The following is a 15,918-nucleotide window of genomic DNA, read 5'->3' on the forward strand; positions in this document are numbered from 1 at the left end:
GGCCCCGTCAGTCGGTGATGAGCGTCGCATCGACCACGCGCACGCGATGATCGACGTAGTAGCCACCGAACTCGGTGTAGCGCAGCACGAGCCGCGTGCACGACGCGCAACGGTAGACGTCGCAGCGGTTGTACGGAAAGTGCCGCACCGAAATCGGCGCGTCGGGCGAGTCGTAGCGCGTGCCGGCGGGGTGCCATTCCTCGAAGGTCGGCTCATGAAGCTCGGCATCGCGCAGCGTGCCGACGCGCTGCATCAAGGCATCGGGCCAGCGTTCTTCGGTGATGCTTTCCCAGGCCGTGGCGCCTTCGAGCCGGCAAGGGCAGGGCGACATCGCGGGCGCGGGCGCGGACGGGTGGGCGAGTTGTTTCAGCCCTGCGGCGTCGAGCATGGGCGGGGGCGATGTGGTCATGCCCCGAGTCTGCTTCAGCGGCGCGGTGAAATGTTCAGCTGCTTGCAGAACGCGTAGAAGGCCTCGAGCTCCAGCGACTTGTCGAACACCGCATCGACCCCCGCGGACAGCGCGCCTTCGCGCACCTCGGAACTCGCATAGTTCATGAGCACCACCGTGCGCTGGGCCGGCAGCTTGCGCTCCTTCAGGTACTGCGCCACGGTCAGGCCGTTGCCCTCTGCCAGGAAGATGTCGATGACCGCCGCGTCCCAGCCCTCGGGGTTTTCCTTGAGCCAGTGGATCGCGTCGTCGGACGTCGTGGCGTTGCCGATGACGTCGCATTCGCAAAAGTGCTGCAGGCCGTCGGTCAGCGTGTCGGCGATCAGGGGGTTGTCTTCGATGAGGTAGATGCGGGTCATCTTGAGGCGAAAAAGCGCTTCGGTCTTTGAGTTATGGCTCGGCTTGTCTCGTGCCGACGCCTCGATTGTCTCCTTCGAGACGGGGTGGCGAGTCGGACAACGCCGCCATCTGCCGTAGATCCCTGTGCGAAGCCCACCCTGCGCGCGGCACGGCGACGGTTTGTCTGGAAAAATGCAAATCAATGACAACCGAACCGCTTTCATCCTCGGAAGAACAAAAAAAGCTTCGTGTGCTCCTTGTCGAGGACGACGCCGACACGCTGGCCACCACCTTGAAACTGCTCGAGGCCATGGGGCACTGGGCCACGGGCGTGAAGAGCGCGGAAGCGGCCATTGCGCGTTTCTTCGACGGCGCCTTCGACGTGGTGCTGGTCGACATCGGCCTGCCCGCGCTGTCGGGGCATGACTTCGCCGAGCGATTGCTGAGCGCCCACCGGGTGCCGGTGATCTTCGTGACAGGGCAATCGGAGCCGGCCACGGCCATGAAGGGCACGGTGTGGCTGCGCAAGCCCTACACGGTCGAGCAGCTGATGGCGGTGCTGGAGCGGTCGCAGTCGCTGGTCGAGCCGTGAAGGCCTGAAGCGCTGGTTCCGACGCTGCTTCGGCTGACGCGGGAATCGCATGGCCGTGCGGCAGCGCACGGAAAGGGCTGCGTGAGAAACTCCGGGGCTTGCCTGCCCGATGTCCGGGCCCATGCAGACAACCACAGGATCGCGCGTTTTGGAAGAGAAGGTCATCTCCGTTGCACCCATGATGGACTGGACCGACAGGCATTGCCGGTACTTCCATCGCCTGCTGTCGCGCCACGCGCTGCTCTACACCGAGATGGTGACGACCGGCGCGCTGATCCACGGCGACGTGCCCCGGCATCTTCGCTTCAACGCCGAAGAGCACCCGCTGGCGCTGCAGCTCGGCGGCAGCGAGCCGGCCGACCTGGCGCACTGCGCCAAGCTCGGGGAGGAATGGGGCTACGGCGAGGTCAACCTCAACTGCGGCTGCCCGAGCGAGCGCGTGCAGCGCGGCGCCTTCGGTGCCTGCCTCATGAACGAGCCGCAGCTGGTGGCCGATTGCGTGAAGGCGATGGTCGACGTGGTCGACATTCCGGTCACCGTGAAGCACCGCATCGGCATCGACAAGATCGAGAGCTACGAGTTCGTGCGCGACTTCGTCGGCACGGTGAGCGAGGCGGGTTGCCAGACCTTCATCGTGCATGCGCGCAACGCCTGGCTGCAGGGCCTGAGCCCGAAGCAGAACCGCGAGATTCCGCCGCTGCGCTACGAGCTGGTGCACCGGCTGAAGCACGACTTTCCGGCGCTGAAGTTTTCGATCAACGGCGGCATCTCGGTCAACGCGCAAGTGCATGAACACCTGCGCCTGCTCGACGGCGTGATGGTGGGGCGCGAGGCGTACCACAACCCCTGGTGGCTGGCCGAGTGGGACGCCGAGTTCTACGGTGCTGCGCCGCAGCCGCTCACGCGCGAAGAGGTCGAGTCGCTGATGTGCGACTACATGGCCCGCGAAGCGGCCGCGCACGGCACCAACTGGTGGTCGATCGCACGCCACATGCTGGGCCTGCGCAACGGCCTGCCCGGTGCGCGCCGCTGGCGCCAGGTCTGGAGCGACCACAAGCTCAAGACGCGTCCGGCGCACGAAGTCATGGCCCTGGCGCACGAGCCGGTCGCCCAGGCCGCCTGAGCCCGAACAGCCCAACCACGGCCCTTGCGGCCGTGCACTCCGTCAGACTGAAACATCGTTTCAAAAAACGCTACTTCTTGATAAGTGGCGCGTCAACCGTTTTTTGCTGAAAAATAAGGAGTTCAGGGAAATAAAAAGGTTCGGATACATGAAGGACGCGATTGGCGGCAAGGAAGAAGTAAGTGCGCTCGCCCGGGGCCTGGCCCTGCTGAAGGTCATAGGCATGGCGGCGGCCCCCACAGGCAATCGCGAACTGGCGGATGCCACCGGCATCCCCAAGGCCACGGTGTCCCGGCTCACCGCCACGCTGGTGAGCGCCGGGTACTTGCGACAGTCACAGGACAGCGAGCGTTTCAGCCTGGGCCCGGCGCTGCTGGACATGAGCAGCCGCTACCTGCGGCATTTCGATCTGCGCACGATGGCGCGGCCCTACCTGGCGCAGCTCTCGGAGTCGGCCGGCGTGAGCGTGCACCTGGGCGTGCGCGACGACGTGGACATCGTGGTCATCGATTCGCTGCGGCCCCGCTCGGTGGTCATCAGCTCGCGCATCGAGGTGGGCACGCGCATGACCATCGCCACTTCGGCTGCCGGCCGGGCCTACCTGGCCTCGCTGCCCGAGCCCGAGCAGTCGGTGCTGCTGGAGCAGATCCGGCTGGAAAGCGGGGAGAACTGGAGCGCCATCGAACCGCGCCTGATGGCCGGCCTCGACGAGTACATGCAGTTCGGCTACTGCGGCTCCTTCGGCGACTGGAATCCGCACATTCACGCGCTGGGCTTTGCGCTCAAAGGCCCGGGCGGCGAGCGCTACGCGGTCAGTTGCGGCGGCCCGGCCTACCTGCTGCCCAAGGACGCGATGGTGGCGCGCATCGTGCCGCTGCTGCTGGAAACCGCCCAGCGCATTGCCGGCGAGGCCGGCACCCTCAACCTGGACTGAAGCACAACGCAGCGGACACGCCGTGCCGCGCAGCCTGGGGGAGGGCTATGCGGCGGCTTCGAGGCCGTTCTGGAAGTGTTCCCGCATGCGGGCCATGGCGGCTTCGGCGTCGCGCGCCTCGATGGCCGCCATCACCGCGCGGTGCTCCGCCAGCGATTCGCCGATGCGCCCGGCCTTCAGCAGCGAGTTGTGCCGGTTGAGCTTCATCACCTTGCGCAGGTCGGCCACCATCTGGTCGCGCCACTTGTTGTTGGCGATGGCCAGCAGCTGCATGTGGAAGCGCTCGTTCACCGCGAAGAAGTGCTCGCGGTCTTCGGGCGTGGCCGCGGCTTCGAGTTCCGCATGCAGCGCCTTGAGTTGGGCGCGCTGCGCGTCGGTGGCGCGCTCGGCCACCACGCCCGCGGCGTCGCTCTCCAGCAGCGAGAGCAGGTGGTACACGTCGGCCAGGTCCTGCTCCGACACCTCGGTGACGTAGGCGCCGCGTCGCACCTTCATCGTCACCAGGCCCTCGGCCGCCAGCACCTTCAGCGCTTCGCGCAGCGGGGTGCGGCTGATGCCGTATTCCTCGGCCAGCTTGAGTTCGTCGATCCAGCTGCCGGGCTCCAGCTCGCGCCGAAAGATCCGCTGGCGCAGCAGCTCGGCCACCTCTTCGTAAAGGGCGCGGGGGGTGAGGGTGACGGCGGACATGGGCCGGACTGTACTTCAAAAAAGACGTTTGAATTAATAATTATGGATGGGTTAGACTCGCGCCCGGCTTGCAAATCCGTGCAGGCGAATTTGCGAATACCCTGCAGACACTGCGAACGGCCCCCCTCATGAGCAGCACTCCCGAACCCACCTTCAAGCCCGCCGACCTCGGTGCTTGGGCCAAGTCCGCCGCCAAGTCCGCGCCGGGTGGCGACGTGAACGCGCTGAACTGGATCACGCCCGACGGCATCACCGTCAAGCCGCTGTACACCGCGGCCGACCTGCAGGGCCTGAAGTACACCGACACGCTGCCCGGCTTCGAACCCTACCTGCGCGGCCCGCAGGCCACCATGTATGCGGTGCGCCCCTGGACCATTCGGCAGTACGCGGGTTTTTCCACCGCCGAGGAATCGAACGCCTTCTACCGCAAGGCGCTGGCCGCCGGCGGGCAGGGCGTGAGCGTGGCCTTCGACCTGGCCACCCACCGCGGCTACGACAGCGACCATCCGCGCGTGACCGGCGACGTGGGCAAGGCCGGCGTGGCGATCGATTCGGTGGAGGACATGAAGATCCTCTTCGACCAGATTCCGCTGGACAAGGTGAGCGTGTCCATGACGATGAACGGCGCCGTGCTGCCGGTGCTGGCGGGCTACGTGGTCGCGGCCGAAGAGCAGGGCGTGTCGCAGGAGCTGCTGAGCGGGACCATCCAGAACGACATCCTCAAGGAGTTCATGGTCCGCAACACGTACATTTTTCCGCCGGCGCCGAGCATGCGGATCATCGGGGACATCATCGAGTACACGGCGCAGCACATGCCCAAGTTCAACTCGATCTCCATCAGCGGCTACCACATGCAGGAAGCCGGCGCCAACCAGGCGCTCGAACTCGCCTTCACGCTGGCCGACGGCAAGGAGTACGTGAAGACCGCGCTGGCCAAGGGCCTCGACGTGGACGGCTTCGCCGGGCGCCTGAGCTTCTTCTGGGCCATCGGCATGAACTTCTACCTCGAAGTGGCCAAGATGCGCGCCGCGCGCCTCTTGTGGTGCCGGATCATGAAGGAGTTCGAGCCCAAGAACCCCAAGAGCCTGATGCTGCGCACGCACTGCCAGACGTCGGGCTGGAGCCTCACCGAGCAGGACCCGTACAACAACGTGGTGCGTACCACCATCGAGGCGATGGCCGCGGTGTTCGGCGGCACGCAGAGCCTGCACACCAACGCGCTGGACGAAGCCATTGCGCTGCCCACCGAGTTCAGCTCGCGCATCGCGCGCAACACGCAGCTGATCATCCAGGAAGAGACCCACATCACCAACGTGATCGACCCCTGGGCCGGCAGCTACATGATGGAAAAGCTCACGCAGGACATGGCCGATGCGGCCTGGACCATCATCGAAGAGGTCGAGGCCATGGGTGGCATGACCCGTGCGGTCGACAGCGGCTGGGCCAAGCTCAAGATCGAGGCGGCCGCGGCCGAGAAGCAGGCGCGCATCGACTCCGGCAAGGACGTGATCGTGGGCGTCAACAAGTACAAGCTGAAGACCGAGGACGCGATCGACAGCCTGTCGATCGACAACGTGAAGGTGCGCGACCAGCAGGTGGCGCGGCTGCAGACCATTCGCGCCTCGCGCGACACCGCCAAGGTGCAGGCCGCGCTCGATGCGCTGACCGACGCCGCCGAGAACGGCACCGGCAACCTGCTGGCGCTGAGCATCGACGCCGTGCGCCTGCGCGCCACGGTGGGCGAGATTTCGGACGCGCTCGAAAAGATCTTCGGCCGCCATCGGGCCGACACGCAGAAGGTGACCGGTGTGTACGCAGCCGCCTACGACTCGGCCGAAGGCTGGGAAGCACTGAAGACCGAGATCAACGCCTTCGCAGAAGAACAGGGCCGCCGCCCGCGCGTGATGATCTCCAAGCTCGGCCAGGACGGGCACGACCGCGGCGCCAAGGTGGTGGCCACGGCGTTCGCCGACCTGGGCTTCGACGTGGACATGGGCCCGCTCTTCCAGACGCCCGAGGAATGCGCGCGCCAGGCCATCGAGAACGACGTGCATGCCGTGGGCGTGAGCACGCTCGCGGCCGGCCACAAGACGCTGGTGCCGGCCATCATCGAAGAACTGAAGAAGCAGGGCGCGGACGACATCATCGTGTTCGTCGGCGGCGTGATTCCGCGGCAGGACTACGACTTTCTGTACGAGGCCGGCGTCAAGGGCATCTACGGACCGGGCACGCCCATTCCGGCCAGCGCGAAGGACGTGCTGGAGCAGATTCGCGCGGCCGTCGCGGCCTGAAGAAAAGCACCGACGTGAGCGATCTCTTGTCGCGGCTGTCGCTGCAGCCGGTCGATTCCAGCGATTTCGAGGCCATGCTGGCCTTGCGTGTCGATGCGATGCGCCCCAGCCTGGAACGCGTGGGCCGCTTCGACCCCGAGCGTTCGCGCGAGCGCCTGAGCGCGGGCTTCGTGGTGCCTTTCATGCACCACATCGTGCTCGACGGCGACCAGCGCGTGGGCTTCGTCACGCTCAAGCCCGAAGGCGCCGATGCGCTGCGCCTGGACCATCTCTACCTGCGCACCGGTTTCCAGGGCCTGGGCATCGGCGAGTGGGTGCTGCACTGGGCCAAGTCGCAGGCGCGCGAACAGCAGCGCGACATCGCGCTCACCGCGCTGGTGGAGAGCGACGCCAACCGCTTCTACCTGCGGCACGGCTTCGTGCTCGAAGGCGAGGAGGGCGTCGACCTGCACTACCGCTGGCGCGTGGCGTCGGAGGCGGCGTGCTGAACACCGTGCAGGCGCTGGAAGGTGCCGTCACCGGTTCGCCGGGCATGGCCCAACGCCGTGCCATCGCCAAGGCCATCACGCTGCTCGAATCCACGCGCACCGACCATCGCGCGCAGGCCGATGAACTGCTCACCGCGCTGCTGCCTCGCACCGGGCAGTCGTTTCGCCTCGGCATTTCGGGCGTGCCCGGTGTCGGCAAGTCGACCTTCATCGAAACGCTGGGGCTGCTGCTGATCGACAAGGGCCACCGCGTGGCGGTGCTCACCATCGATCCTTCTTCCACCGTGTCGGGCGGCTCCATCCTCGGCGACAAGACGCGCATGGAGCGCCTGTCGGTGCACGAGCGCGCGTACATCCGGCCCAGCCCGTCGAGCGGCACGCTGGGCGGCGTGGCCGAGAAGACGCGCGAGGCCATGCTGGTGTGCGAGGCCGCGGGCTACGACGTGGTCATCGTCGAGACCGTGGGCGTGGGCCAGAGCGAGACGGCGGTGTCGGGCATGACCGACATGTTCGTGCTGATGCAACTGCCCAACGCCGGCGACGACCTGCAGGCGATCAAGAAGGGCGTGATGGAAATCGCCGACCTCGTGGTCATCAACAAGGCCGACATCGACAAGGATGCCGCCACGCGCGCGCAGGCGCAGATCACCTCGGCGCTGCGCCTCTTCGGCCACCAGGGCAACCCGGACCACGCGCATGCGGTGCACGACGCGCACAGCGGCGCCGAAGTGCGCTTCTGGCTGCCCAAGGTGCTGCAGCTCAGCGCACTCGCGGGCACGGGCGTCGACGCGTTCTGGGACGCGGTCGCCCAGTTCAGGCAACTGCAGACCGCCAACGGCAAGCTCGCCCGGCGCCGCGAAAAGCAGGCCACTGCGTGGATGTGGGAGCGCATCGACGCCGGGCTGAAGCAGGCTTTCAAACACCACCCTCAGGTGCGCGAGCTGCTGCCGCAACTCACACAACAGGTGGCGCAGGGCACCTTGCCGGCCTCCACGGCGGCGCGCAGCCTGCTCGCGGCGGCGGCCATCACTGCGCGCCTTTGACGGCTGCAGATCACATCGCACATCGCAGAGAAATTCAGGACCACAGCTTCGGAACACACCATGCAAGAACTGATTGAACAACTCGAACAGCGCCGCGCCAAGGCGCGCCTCGGCGGCGGGCAGAAGCGCATCGACGCGCAGCATGCCAAGGGCAAGCTCACCGCGCGCGAGCGCATCGAGCTGCTGCTGGACGACAACACCTTCGAAGAGTGGGACATGTTCGTCGAGCACCGCTCGGTCGACTTCGGCATGGCCGAACAGAAGATCCCCGGCGACGGCGTGGTCACGGGCTACGGAATGATCAACGGGCGCCTCGTGTTCGTGTTCAGCCAGGACTTCACCGTGTTCGGCGGCGCGCTCAGCGAAGCCCATGCCGAGAAGATCTGCAAGGTGATGGACCAGGCCATGAAGGTCGGCGCACCGGTCATCGGCCTGAACGACTCGGGCGGCGCGCGCATCCAGGAAGGCGTGGCGTCGCTGGGCGGCTATGCCGACGTGTTCCAGCGCAACGTGATGGCCTCGGGCGTGGTGCCGCAGATCAGCATGGTGATGGGCCCGTGCGCGGGCGGCGCGGTGTATTCGCCCGCCATGACCGACTTCATCTTCATGGTGAAGGACTCGAGCTACATGTTCGTCACCGGCCCCGAGGTGGTGAAGACCGTGACGCACGAGAGCGTGACCGCCGAAGAGCTCGGCGGCGCCGTCACCCACACCACGCGCAGCGGCGTAGCCGACATGGCGTTCGAGAACGACGTCGAGGCGCTCATGATGCTGCGCCGCCTGTACAACTACCTGCCGCTGAACAACCGCGAGAAGCCGCCGGTGCGGCTGGGCAACAACGGCCAGGGCGACCCTGCCGACCGGCCCGACTATTCGCTCGATACGCTGGTGCCCGACAACCCGAACAAGCCCTACGACATCAAGGAACTGATCCTGAAGGTGGTGGACGACGGCGACTTCTTCGAGCTGCAGCCCGACTATGCGAAGAACATCGTGATCGGCTTTGCGCGCATGGAAGGCCAGACCATCGGCATCGTGGCCAACCAGCCGCTGGTGCTGGCGGGCTGCCTGGACATCAAGAGCAGCATCAAGGCCGCGCGCTTCGTGCGCTTCTGCGACGCCTTCAACATTCCGGTGGTCACCTTCGTCGACGTGCCCGGCTTCATGCCTGGTACCGGCCAGGAGTACGGCGGCATCATCAAGCACGGCGCCAAGCTGCTCTACGCCTACGCGGAGTGCACGGTGCCCAAGATCACCGTCATCACGCGCAAGGCCTACGGCGGCGCCTACGACGTGATGGCCTCCAAGCATTTGCGCGGCGACGTCAACCTGGCCTGGCCGCGCGCCGAGATCGCGGTGATGGGCGCCAAGGGCGCGGTGGAAATCATCTTCCGCGAGGACAAGAACGACCCCGAGAAGCTGGCTGCGCGCGAAGCCGAATACAAGGCGCGTTTTGCCAACCCGTATGTGGCGAGCGCACGCGGCTACATCGACGACGTGATCCTGCCGCACGAGACGCGCAAGCGCATCTGCCGCTCGCTGGTGATGCTGCGCGAGAAGAAGCTCGAGAACCCGTGGCGCAAGCACGGCAACATCCCCCTGTGAGCGCGGAGAAGAAGAACATGTTCAAGAAGATCCTGATCGCCAACCGCGGCGAAATCGCCTGCCGCGTCATCCAGACGGCCAAGAAGATGGGCATCCTCACCGTCGCCGTGTACTCCGACGCCGACAAGGAAGCCCGTCACGTCGAGATGGCCGACGAGGCCGTGCACATCGGCGCCGCGCCCAGCCGCGAGAGCTATCTGCAGGCCGACCGCATCATCGCGGCCTGCAAGCAGACCGGCGCCGAGGCGGTGCACCCCGGCTACGGCTTCCTGTCGGAGAACGAAGCCTTCGCGCGCAAGGTCGAGGAAGAGGGCATCGTCTTCATTGGGCCCAAGCACCACTCGATCGCGGCGATGGGCGACAAGATCGCTTCGAAGAAGCTCGCCAATGAAGCCAAGGTCAACACCATTCCGGGCTGGAACGACGCCATCGAGACGGCCGAGCGCGCCGTCGAAATTGCGCAGGGCATCGGCTACCCGGTGATGATCAAGGCCTCGGCCGGCGGCGGCGGCAAGGGCCTGCGCGTGGCCTTCAACGACAAGGAGGCCTTCGAGGGCTTCACCTCGTGCCGCAACGAGGCGCGCAACAGCTTCGGCGACGACCGCGTGTTCGTCGAGAAGTTCGTCGAGGAGCCGCGCCACATCGAGATCCAGGTGCTGGGCGATTCGCACGGCAACGTCATTTATCTGAACGAGCGCGAATGCTCCATCCAGCGGCGGCACCAGAAGGTGATCGAGGAGGCGCCTTCGCCCTTCATCAGCGACGAGACGCGCAAGGCGATGGGCGCACAGGCCGTTCAGCTGGCCAAGGCGGTGAACTACCAGAGCGCGGGCACGGTGGAGTTCGTGGTCGGCAAGGACCAGAGCTTTTTCTTCCTGGAGATGAACACGCGGCTGCAGGTGGAGCATCCGGTGACGGAATGCATCACCGGGCTGGACCTGGTCGAGTTGATGATCCGCGTGGCGGCCGGCGAGAAGCTGCCGCTTGCGCAGGAGCAGGTGAAGCGCGACGGCTGGGCCATCGAGTGCCGCATCAACGCCGAAGACCCGTTCCGCAACTTCCTGCCCTCGACCGGGCGCTTGGTGAAGTTCCAGCCGCCGGCGCAGACCATGTTCGCCAGCGACACCGAACACCTGCAGGGCGTGCGCGTGGACACCGGCGTGTACGACGGCGGTGAGATCCCGATGTACTACGACTCGATGATCGCCAAGCTCATCGTGCACGGCAAGGACCGCCAGCATGCGATTGCCCGCATGCGCGAGGCGCTCAACGGCTTCGTGATCCGCGGCGTGAGCAGCAACATTCCGTTCCAGGCGGCGCTGCTGGCGCATCCGAAGTTCGTGGCGGGCGACTTCAACACCGGCTTCATCGCCGAGCACTACGGCAAGGGCTTCCATGCGGAAGACGTGCCGCACACCGATCCCTCGTTCCTGGTGGCGCTGGCTGCCTACGTGCACCGCCGCTATCGTGCGCGTGCCTCGGGCATCAGCGGTCAGCTCGAAGGCCATGGCGTGAAGGTGGGCGAGCAGTTCGTGGTGGTCGAAATGGGGCCCGAAGGCAAGCACGTGCACCACCCGGTGTCGGTCAGCGACTTCCAGGGCAAGACCGGCGCGAGCGCGGTGTCCGTGGCCGGCAAGAGCTACAAGATCGACAGCAGCTTTGCGCTGGGTGCGATTCGCGTGACGGGCATCGTCAACGACAAGCCCTTCACCGCGCAGGTGGAGCGCGGCGCTGGCAAGAACCCGCTGGCACTGCGCGTGTCGCACGACGGCACGCAGATCGAGGCGATGGTGCTGTCGCCGCTGGGCGCGCGCCTGCTCGAACTGATGCCCTACAAGGCGCCGCCGGACCTGAGCAAGTTCCTGATGTCGCCGATGCCGGGCCTGCTGGTCGAGGTGGCGGTGCAGCCGGGGCAGCAGGTGCAGGCCGGCGAGAAGCTCGCGGTGATCGAGGCGATGAAGATGGAGAACGTGCTGTTCGCCACACAGGACGGCGTGGTGGGCAAGATTTCCGCGAACAAGGGCGAGTCGCTCGCGGTAGACCAGATCATCATGGAGTTCAACTGATGGGTGCCAACGACCTGCAACAGGCGATCACGCTGCACCGGCCGTCGAAGGCCACGGCACCGATGGCTGACGTACGCTGGTCCGTCGAGGCCATCCAGGCGCTGCTCGACAAGCCGCTGATGGACCTGCTGTTCGAGGCGCAAACCGTGCACCGCGCGCACTTTCCCGCCGGCGACATCGAGCTGGCCACGCTGCTGTCGGTGAAGACCGGCGGCTGCCCCGAGAACTGCGGCTACTGCCCGCAGTCGGCCGAGTTCGACACCGGCGTGAAGGCGCAGAAACTCATGGAGGTCGACGAGGTGGTGCGCGCCGCGCAGGCCGCCAAGGACGCCGGCGCCACGCGCTTCTGCATGGGCGCTGCCTGGCGCGCGCCCAAGGACCGCGACGTGGAGAAGGTCGCCGTGCTGGTCGAGGCCGTCAAGGGCCTGGGCCTGCAGACATGCGCCACGTTGGGCATGCTGGAGCCGCATCATGCGCACCAGCTTAAGGCCGCGGGCCTGGACTACTACAACCACAACCTCGACACGGCGCCCGAGTACTACACCGACGTGGTCGACACGCGCACCTACCAGGACCGGCTCGACACGCTGGCCCACGTGCGCAGCGCCGGCATCAGCGTGTGCTGCGGCGGCATCGTGGGCATGGGCGAGGCGCCGGTGCACCGCGCCGGGCTCATCGCGCAACTGGCCAACCTGAACCCCTACCCGGAGTCGGTGCCCATCAACAGCCTGGTGCGCGTGCCGGGCACGCCGCTGGCCGATTCGGAGCCGGTCGACCCCTTCGACTTCGTGCGCATGATCGCGGTTGCGCGCATCACCATGCCGACCGCGCGCGTGCGGCTGTCGGCGGGGCGCCAGCAGATGGGCGACGCGGTGCAGGCGCTGTGCTTCATGGCCGGCGCGAACTCGATCTTCTACGGCGACAAGCTGCTGGTCACCGGCAACCCCGACGTCGAGGCCGACACGGTGCTGCTGCGCAGGCTTGGCCTGCAGGCCCGCCAGGTTCAGGCAACAAGCGAAGAGGGATGCGCCGCATGACCGCCGTCACACGTCCTTTCAAGGTGCTGGGCATTCAGCAGATCGCCATCGGCGGTACTGACAAGCTGCGGCTGCAGAAGCTGTGGGTCGACATGCTGGGGCTCGAGGTGACGGGCACGTTCAGGAGCGAGCGCGAGAACGTCGACGAGGACATCTGCACGATGGGCGTGGGTCCGTTCAAGGTCGAGGTCGACCTGATGCAGCCGCTGGACCCCGAAAAGAAGCCCGCCGTTCACACGACGCCGCTGAACCATGTGGGCCTGTGGATCGACGACCTGCCCAAGGCCGTCGAATGGCTCACGGCGCAGGGCGTGCGTTTTGCGCCCGGCGGCATCCGCAAGGGCGCGGCCGGCTTCGACATCTGCTTTTTGCACCCGAAGGCGAACGACGAGTTTCCGATTGCGGGCGAGGGCGTGCTGATCGAGATGGTGCAGGCGCCGCCGGAAGTGGTGGCGGCTTTCAGCGCGTTCGCAGCTACGCGTTGAGCACTTTCTTGATCGGCGGCTTCACGTCGGAACGCCGGGGCGGCAGCATCGCCTGGTGCTCGCGCGCCGGGTTCAGGATGATCGAGGTCGCCGTCTCCGTGAGGATGCAGAACTTGGTGACCACCGCATCGAGGTGGCTCACGTCGATCACAGCGATCTCGAGGATCCAGCTGTCTTCTCCGGTCACGTTGTAGGCATTGACGCATTCGGGCGTCTGCTGCACCAGTTCGACCACGCGTGCGTAGTCGGCGCGGCCCACGCGGATGATGGCGCGGATGCCGTAGCCCAGCTTGCCCAGGTTCACGGTGGCGCGGTAGCCGCTGATGACGCCAGCGGCCTCCAGTTTCTTCACGCGTTCGGTCACGGCGGGCTGGCTCAGGTGCACGCGGCGGCCGAGTTCGGCCATGGTCAGGCGCGCATCGTTCTGCAGTTCGGCCAGGATGCGGGTGTCATGCGCATCCAGCGTGGGGGTCAAGGTGAAGTCCATGCAACTCCTTCAAATCAACGGTTGGAAGAGGGCAGAACCATGAAAGTCGCATGGATGCCGGAGGTTGGCTTTCATACCATGGCTGCCTTCACATACCAACAAGAGACTTCCCTCGGCCATGGCCACCCTCGCTTCTCCAGCCAAGCCCACGTCTGCCGGGCGCTCCGGATTGCCGCTGCTGCTGTGGCTGTGCCTTGCCGCCACCTGGGTGGTCTGGGGCTCGACCTACCTCGCGATCAAGTACGCGCTCGTGAGCTTTCCGCCGTTCCTGCAGATGGGCTCGCGCTTCCTCTGCGCGGGCGTGCTGCTCATCGTGTGGATGCGCTGGCGCGGGGCGCCGTGGCCGTCGCCGGTGCAATGGCGCAATGCCTTCATCGTCGGGGCGTTGATGCTGGGCGGCGGCATGGGCGGCACGGCCAGTGCCGAGGTGTCGATCGGCTCTGGGCTGGTCGTCGCGTTCATCGCGGTGATTCCGCTGCTCATTGCGCTGCTCAACCTGATCTGGGGTGTGAAGCCGTCGCGGCTGGAGGCAGCGGGCATTGCGCTCGGGCTTGTCGGCGTGCTGATGCTGACGCAGGGCAGCGGCTTCCGGTCTTCGCCCGAAGGCTTGCTGGCGATCTGCATCGCCTGCTGCTGCTGGTCGCTCGGCAGCGTGCTGAGTCAGCGCGGCCTGCCGCTGGCGCCCGGCGCGATGGGTTTCGCGAGCGAGATGCTGTGTGGTGGCGTGGTGCTGATGGGGCTGGCCGCGGTGTCCGGTGAAACGCTGAATTGGCCCTTGCACGCCGAGGCGGTGGCCGCGTGGTTCTACCTCGTGGTGTTCGGCTCGCTGATTGCCTTCAATGCCTACATGGTGCTGTTGGCGAGGGCACCGGCCGCGCTGGCGTCGAGCTACACCTTCGTGAATCCGGTGATCGCGATGCTGCTGGGCGTGTGGATCGCCGGCGAAACGGTCACGCGCTTCGAGTGGTACGCCGTGGGCGTGGTGCTGGCGGGGGTGCTGCTTTTGCTCTTCAAGCGCCGGGGCGGCGCCACACGGCAAGGGTAGCGGCCAGCAGCCACATGCCGGCTGCGCAGCCGCGGTTCATGGCCTTCACGCCGCGCTGCGAAAGAAAGCGCACGACCTGCGTGCCGGCGCCGGCGTAGGCCAGCATCACGCAGGTGTCGAGCGCGACGAACACAGCGCCCAGCAGCAGGTACTGCGGACCTTGCGGCTTCGCGATGTCGAAGAACTGCGGCAGGAAGGCCGCGAAGAACAGCACGGTCTTCGGGTTCGACAGCGCCACGGCCAGGCTGCGCAGCAGCGCGATGCCGCCGTGCGGGCGAACTTCGAGCGGCGACTTGGCCAGCGCGGCGCCGAGATCGGTCGCCTCGCTGCGCCAGAGCTTGACTCCCAGCCACACGAGGTAGGCCACGCCGGCGACGCGTATCGCGTTGAAGAGCCATTCCGAAGCCGCCAGCAGCGACCCCAGCCCGAGCGCGACGACCGCGATCAATGTGATGCTGCCGAGCGATGCGCCCGCAATGCCCCAACTTGCGCGGCGCATGCCGCCCTCGATGCCGTTGGACAGCGCCAGCAGCATCGTCGGTCCCGGAATCAGGGCCAGCGCGAGCGATGCGACGGCGTAGATGAGCAGGGTGTCGAGGGTCATGGCTTCGTAGCCTGGGTGCGTTGCTGTGAAGCGGCACGTGCCCGCGCCAGCGCGGCTTCGACGATGGCGCGCTTGCGTGCGCCGGCGTCCTGCGGGGTTTCGGGCTGGGGCGCCGTTTCAGCCAGGCGGGCGTCGGTGTTGCGGTGCTTGCCGTGCACTTCGTAGCGGCGCCGCGCGCTGGCGGCCTGCTCGGCAGACCAGGCCTGCCAGCCGGTGCGGCCGGGCGTTTCGACCTCGAGCGAGATGCAGTCGACGGGGCACACCGGAATGCACAGCTCGCAACCGGTGCAGTGCGCCTCGATCACCGTGTGCATGCGCTTGTTGATGCCGACAATGGCGTCGGTCGGGCAGGCGTCCAGGCACAAGGTGCAGCCGATGCACCAGGCCTCGTCTATGACGGCCATGGCGCGCGGGCCTTTGGTACCGAACTGGGGATCGAGCGGTAGCGGGGGGCGCCCGGTGATGAGCGCCAGGCGCGCGATACCTTCCGCGCCGCCCGGCGGACATTGGTTGATGCCCGCCTCCTCGTTTGCCACGGCCTGCGCGTAGCCGGCGCAGTCCGGGTAGCCGCACCGGGTGCACTGCGTCTGGGGCAGTGCGTCGTTGATGCGTGCGGCGAGTCCGTTCACTGGAACTTGGCAGGC

General features: G+C 66.7%; 17 protein-coding genes. 11 read left to right on the forward strand and 6 right to left on the reverse strand.

Annotated elements, in window-relative coordinates; translation table 11 throughout:
• Positions 1 to 7: 7 nt before the first annotated feature.
• Positions 8 to 409: a hypothetical protein gene (locus AC0IYU_RS07085; RefSeq protein WP_472114589.1), complete on the reverse strand. Its 402-nt coding sequence runs from the start codon at positions 407 to 409 to the stop codon at positions 8 to 10.
• A 14-nt stretch (positions 410 to 423) separates the two neighbouring features.
• Positions 424 to 807: a response regulator gene (locus tag AC0IYU_RS07090; RefSeq protein ID WP_472114592.1), complete on the reverse strand. Its 384-nt coding sequence runs from the start codon at positions 805 to 807 to the stop codon at positions 424 to 426.
• Positions 808 to 1,037: 230 nt separating this feature from the next.
• Here AC0IYU_RS07090 and AC0IYU_RS07095 point away from each other — a divergent pair, with 230 nt between their 5' ends.
• The 3 genes from AC0IYU_RS07095 to AC0IYU_RS07105 all read left to right on the forward strand — a co-directional run bounded on the left by AC0IYU_RS07095 (position 1,038) and on the right by AC0IYU_RS07105 (position 3,436).
• A complete protein-coding gene (locus AC0IYU_RS07095; protein WP_435438555.1) occupies positions 1,038 to 1,379 on the forward strand; it encodes a response regulator in 342 nt (113 codons plus the stop codon).
• 121 nt (positions 1,380 to 1,500) lie between these two features.
• Entirely contained in the window at positions 1,501 to 2,502 is a 1,002-nt protein-coding gene (gene dusA / locus AC0IYU_RS07100) for a tRNA dihydrouridine(20/20a) synthase DusA (RefSeq protein WP_472114595.1), read from the forward strand.
• A gap of 148 nt (positions 2,503 to 2,650) precedes the next feature.
• Positions 2,651 to 3,436, forward strand: a complete 786-nt coding sequence (locus AC0IYU_RS07105) for an IclR family transcriptional regulator (protein ID WP_472114598.1) — start codon at positions 2,651 to 2,653, stop codon at positions 3,434 to 3,436.
• A gap of 45 nt (positions 3,437 to 3,481) precedes the next feature.
• On the opposite strand, the gene AC0IYU_RS07110 is transcribed toward AC0IYU_RS07105, so the two are convergent.
• On the reverse strand, positions 3,482 to 4,123 hold the full coding sequence (locus tag AC0IYU_RS07110) for a GntR family transcriptional regulator (protein WP_472114601.1): 642 nt from the start codon (positions 4,121 to 4,123) through the stop codon (positions 3,482 to 3,484).
• 128 nt (positions 4,124 to 4,251) lie between these two features.
• Here AC0IYU_RS07110 and scpA point away from each other — a divergent pair, with 128 nt between their 5' ends.
• The 7 genes from scpA to AC0IYU_RS07145 are packed head-to-tail and all read left to right on the forward strand — an operon-like array spanning position 4,252 to position 13,138.
• Complete coding sequence (gene scpA, locus AC0IYU_RS07115) at positions 4,252 to 6,414, forward strand: methylmalonyl-CoA mutase (RefSeq protein WP_435484066.1); 2,163 nt, start codon at positions 4,252 to 4,254, stop codon at positions 6,412 to 6,414.
• Between the two features lie 14 nt (positions 6,415 to 6,428).
• Positions 6,429 to 6,902, forward strand: a complete 474-nt coding sequence (locus AC0IYU_RS07120) for a GNAT family N-acetyltransferase (RefSeq protein ID WP_435484065.1) — start codon at positions 6,429 to 6,431, stop codon at positions 6,900 to 6,902.
• A gap of 44 nt (positions 6,903 to 6,946) precedes the next feature.
• Positions 6,947 to 7,945, forward strand: a complete 999-nt coding sequence (gene meaB, locus AC0IYU_RS07125; RefSeq protein ID WP_435484782.1) for a methylmalonyl Co-A mutase-associated GTPase MeaB — start codon at positions 6,947 to 6,949, stop codon at positions 7,943 to 7,945.
• A gap of 60 nt (positions 7,946 to 8,005) precedes the next feature.
• On the forward strand, positions 8,006 to 9,550 hold the full coding sequence (locus AC0IYU_RS07130) for an acyl-CoA carboxylase subunit beta (protein ID WP_472114604.1): 1,545 nt from the start codon (positions 8,006 to 8,008) through the stop codon (positions 9,548 to 9,550).
• 17 nt (positions 9,551 to 9,567) lie between these two features.
• Positions 9,568 to 11,616, forward strand: a complete 2,049-nt coding sequence (accC, locus tag AC0IYU_RS07135; RefSeq protein ID WP_472114607.1) for an acetyl-CoA carboxylase biotin carboxylase subunit — start codon at positions 9,568 to 9,570, stop codon at positions 11,614 to 11,616.
• Positions 11,616 to 12,653, forward strand: coding sequence for a biotin synthase BioB (gene bioB, locus AC0IYU_RS07140; RefSeq protein ID WP_472114610.1), 1,038 nt, complete (start codon positions 11,616 to 11,618; stop codon positions 12,651 to 12,653). The genes accC and bioB overlap by 1 nt, the downstream gene beginning before the upstream one ends.
• The gene (locus AC0IYU_RS07145) at positions 12,650 to 13,138 is read left to right on the forward strand and encodes a VOC family protein (protein WP_472114613.1); all 489 of its coding nucleotides are present in this window, start codon (positions 12,650 to 12,652) and stop codon (positions 13,136 to 13,138) included. The genes bioB and AC0IYU_RS07145 overlap by 4 nt, the downstream gene beginning before the upstream one ends.
• Here AC0IYU_RS07145 and AC0IYU_RS07150 read toward each other — a convergent pair.
• Positions 13,128 to 13,625 carry an Lrp/AsnC family transcriptional regulator gene (locus tag AC0IYU_RS07150; protein WP_435496139.1) on the reverse strand — a complete coding sequence of 166 codons (498 nt, stop codon included), beginning with the start codon at positions 13,623 to 13,625 and terminating at the stop codon, positions 13,128 to 13,130. The genes AC0IYU_RS07145 and AC0IYU_RS07150 overlap by 11 nt on opposite strands.
• A gap of 118 nt (positions 13,626 to 13,743) precedes the next feature.
• On the opposite strand from AC0IYU_RS07150, the gene yedA reads away from it, so the two are divergent.
• The gene (yedA, locus tag AC0IYU_RS07155) at positions 13,744 to 14,670 is read left to right on the forward strand and encodes a drug/metabolite exporter YedA (RefSeq protein ID WP_472114616.1); all 927 of its coding nucleotides are present in this window, start codon (positions 13,744 to 13,746) and stop codon (positions 14,668 to 14,670) included.
• On the opposite strand, the gene AC0IYU_RS07160 is transcribed toward yedA, so the two are convergent.
• Both AC0IYU_RS07160 and AC0IYU_RS07165 read right to left on the reverse strand, forming a co-directional pair.
• Positions 14,636 to 15,274 (reverse strand): LysE family translocator, encoded by a 639-nt coding sequence (locus tag AC0IYU_RS07160; RefSeq protein WP_472114618.1) that lies wholly within the window; start codon positions 15,272 to 15,274, stop codon positions 14,636 to 14,638. The two genes, yedA and AC0IYU_RS07160, sit on opposite strands and share 35 nt — an antisense overlap.
• Complete coding sequence (locus AC0IYU_RS07165; RefSeq protein WP_472114621.1) at positions 15,271 to 15,903, reverse strand: RnfABCDGE type electron transport complex subunit B; 633 nt, start codon at positions 15,901 to 15,903, stop codon at positions 15,271 to 15,273. Before AC0IYU_RS07165 ends, AC0IYU_RS07160 begins: the two co-directional genes overlap by 4 nt.
• Between the last annotated feature and the right edge of the window lie 15 nt (positions 15,904 to 15,918).

It is taken from the genome of Variovorax sp. AC103, from assembly GCF_979254005.1.

What these genes read in the sequence shown, in the direction of transcription:
- AC0IYU_RS07085 (WP_472114589.1), bottom strand. Translation starts at nt 409, where the DNA reads ATGACCACATCGCCCCCGCCCATGCTCGACGCCGCAGGGCTGAAACAA.
- AC0IYU_RS07090 (WP_472114592.1), bottom strand. Translation starts at nt 807, where the DNA reads ATGACCCGCATCTACCTCATCGAAGACAACCCCCTGATCGCCGACACG.
- dusA (WP_472114595.1), top strand. Translation starts at nt 1,501, where the DNA reads ATGCAGACAACCACAGGATCGCGCGTTTTGGAAGAGAAGGTCATCTCC.
- AC0IYU_RS07105 (WP_472114598.1), top strand. Translation starts at nt 2,651, where the DNA reads ATGAAGGACGCGATTGGCGGCAAGGAAGAAGTAAGTGCGCTCGCCCGG.
- AC0IYU_RS07110 (WP_472114601.1), bottom strand. Translation starts at nt 4,123, where the DNA reads ATGTCCGCCGTCACCCTCACCCCCCGCGCCCTTTACGAAGAGGTGGCC.
- scpA (WP_435484066.1), top strand. Translation starts at nt 4,252, where the DNA reads ATGAGCAGCACTCCCGAACCCACCTTCAAGCCCGCCGACCTCGGTGCT.
- meaB (WP_435484782.1), top strand. Translation starts at nt 6,947, where the DNA reads ATGGCCCAACGCCGTGCCATCGCCAAGGCCATCACGCTGCTCGAATCC.
- AC0IYU_RS07130 (WP_472114604.1), top strand. Translation starts at nt 8,006, where the DNA reads ATGCAAGAACTGATTGAACAACTCGAACAGCGCCGCGCCAAGGCGCGC.
- accC (WP_472114607.1), top strand. Translation starts at nt 9,568, where the DNA reads ATGTTCAAGAAGATCCTGATCGCCAACCGCGGCGAAATCGCCTGCCGC.
- bioB (WP_472114610.1), top strand. Translation starts at nt 11,616, where the DNA reads ATGGGTGCCAACGACCTGCAACAGGCGATCACGCTGCACCGGCCGTCG.
- AC0IYU_RS07145 (WP_472114613.1), top strand. Translation starts at nt 12,650, where the DNA reads ATGACCGCCGTCACACGTCCTTTCAAGGTGCTGGGCATTCAGCAGATC.
- AC0IYU_RS07150 (WP_435496139.1), bottom strand. Translation starts at nt 13,625, where the DNA reads ATGGACTTCACCTTGACCCCCACGCTGGATGCGCATGACACCCGCATC.
- yedA (WP_472114616.1), top strand. Translation starts at nt 13,744, where the DNA reads ATGGCCACCCTCGCTTCTCCAGCCAAGCCCACGTCTGCCGGGCGCTCC.
- AC0IYU_RS07160 (WP_472114618.1), bottom strand. Translation starts at nt 15,274, where the DNA reads ATGACCCTCGACACCCTGCTCATCTACGCCGTCGCATCGCTCGCGCTG.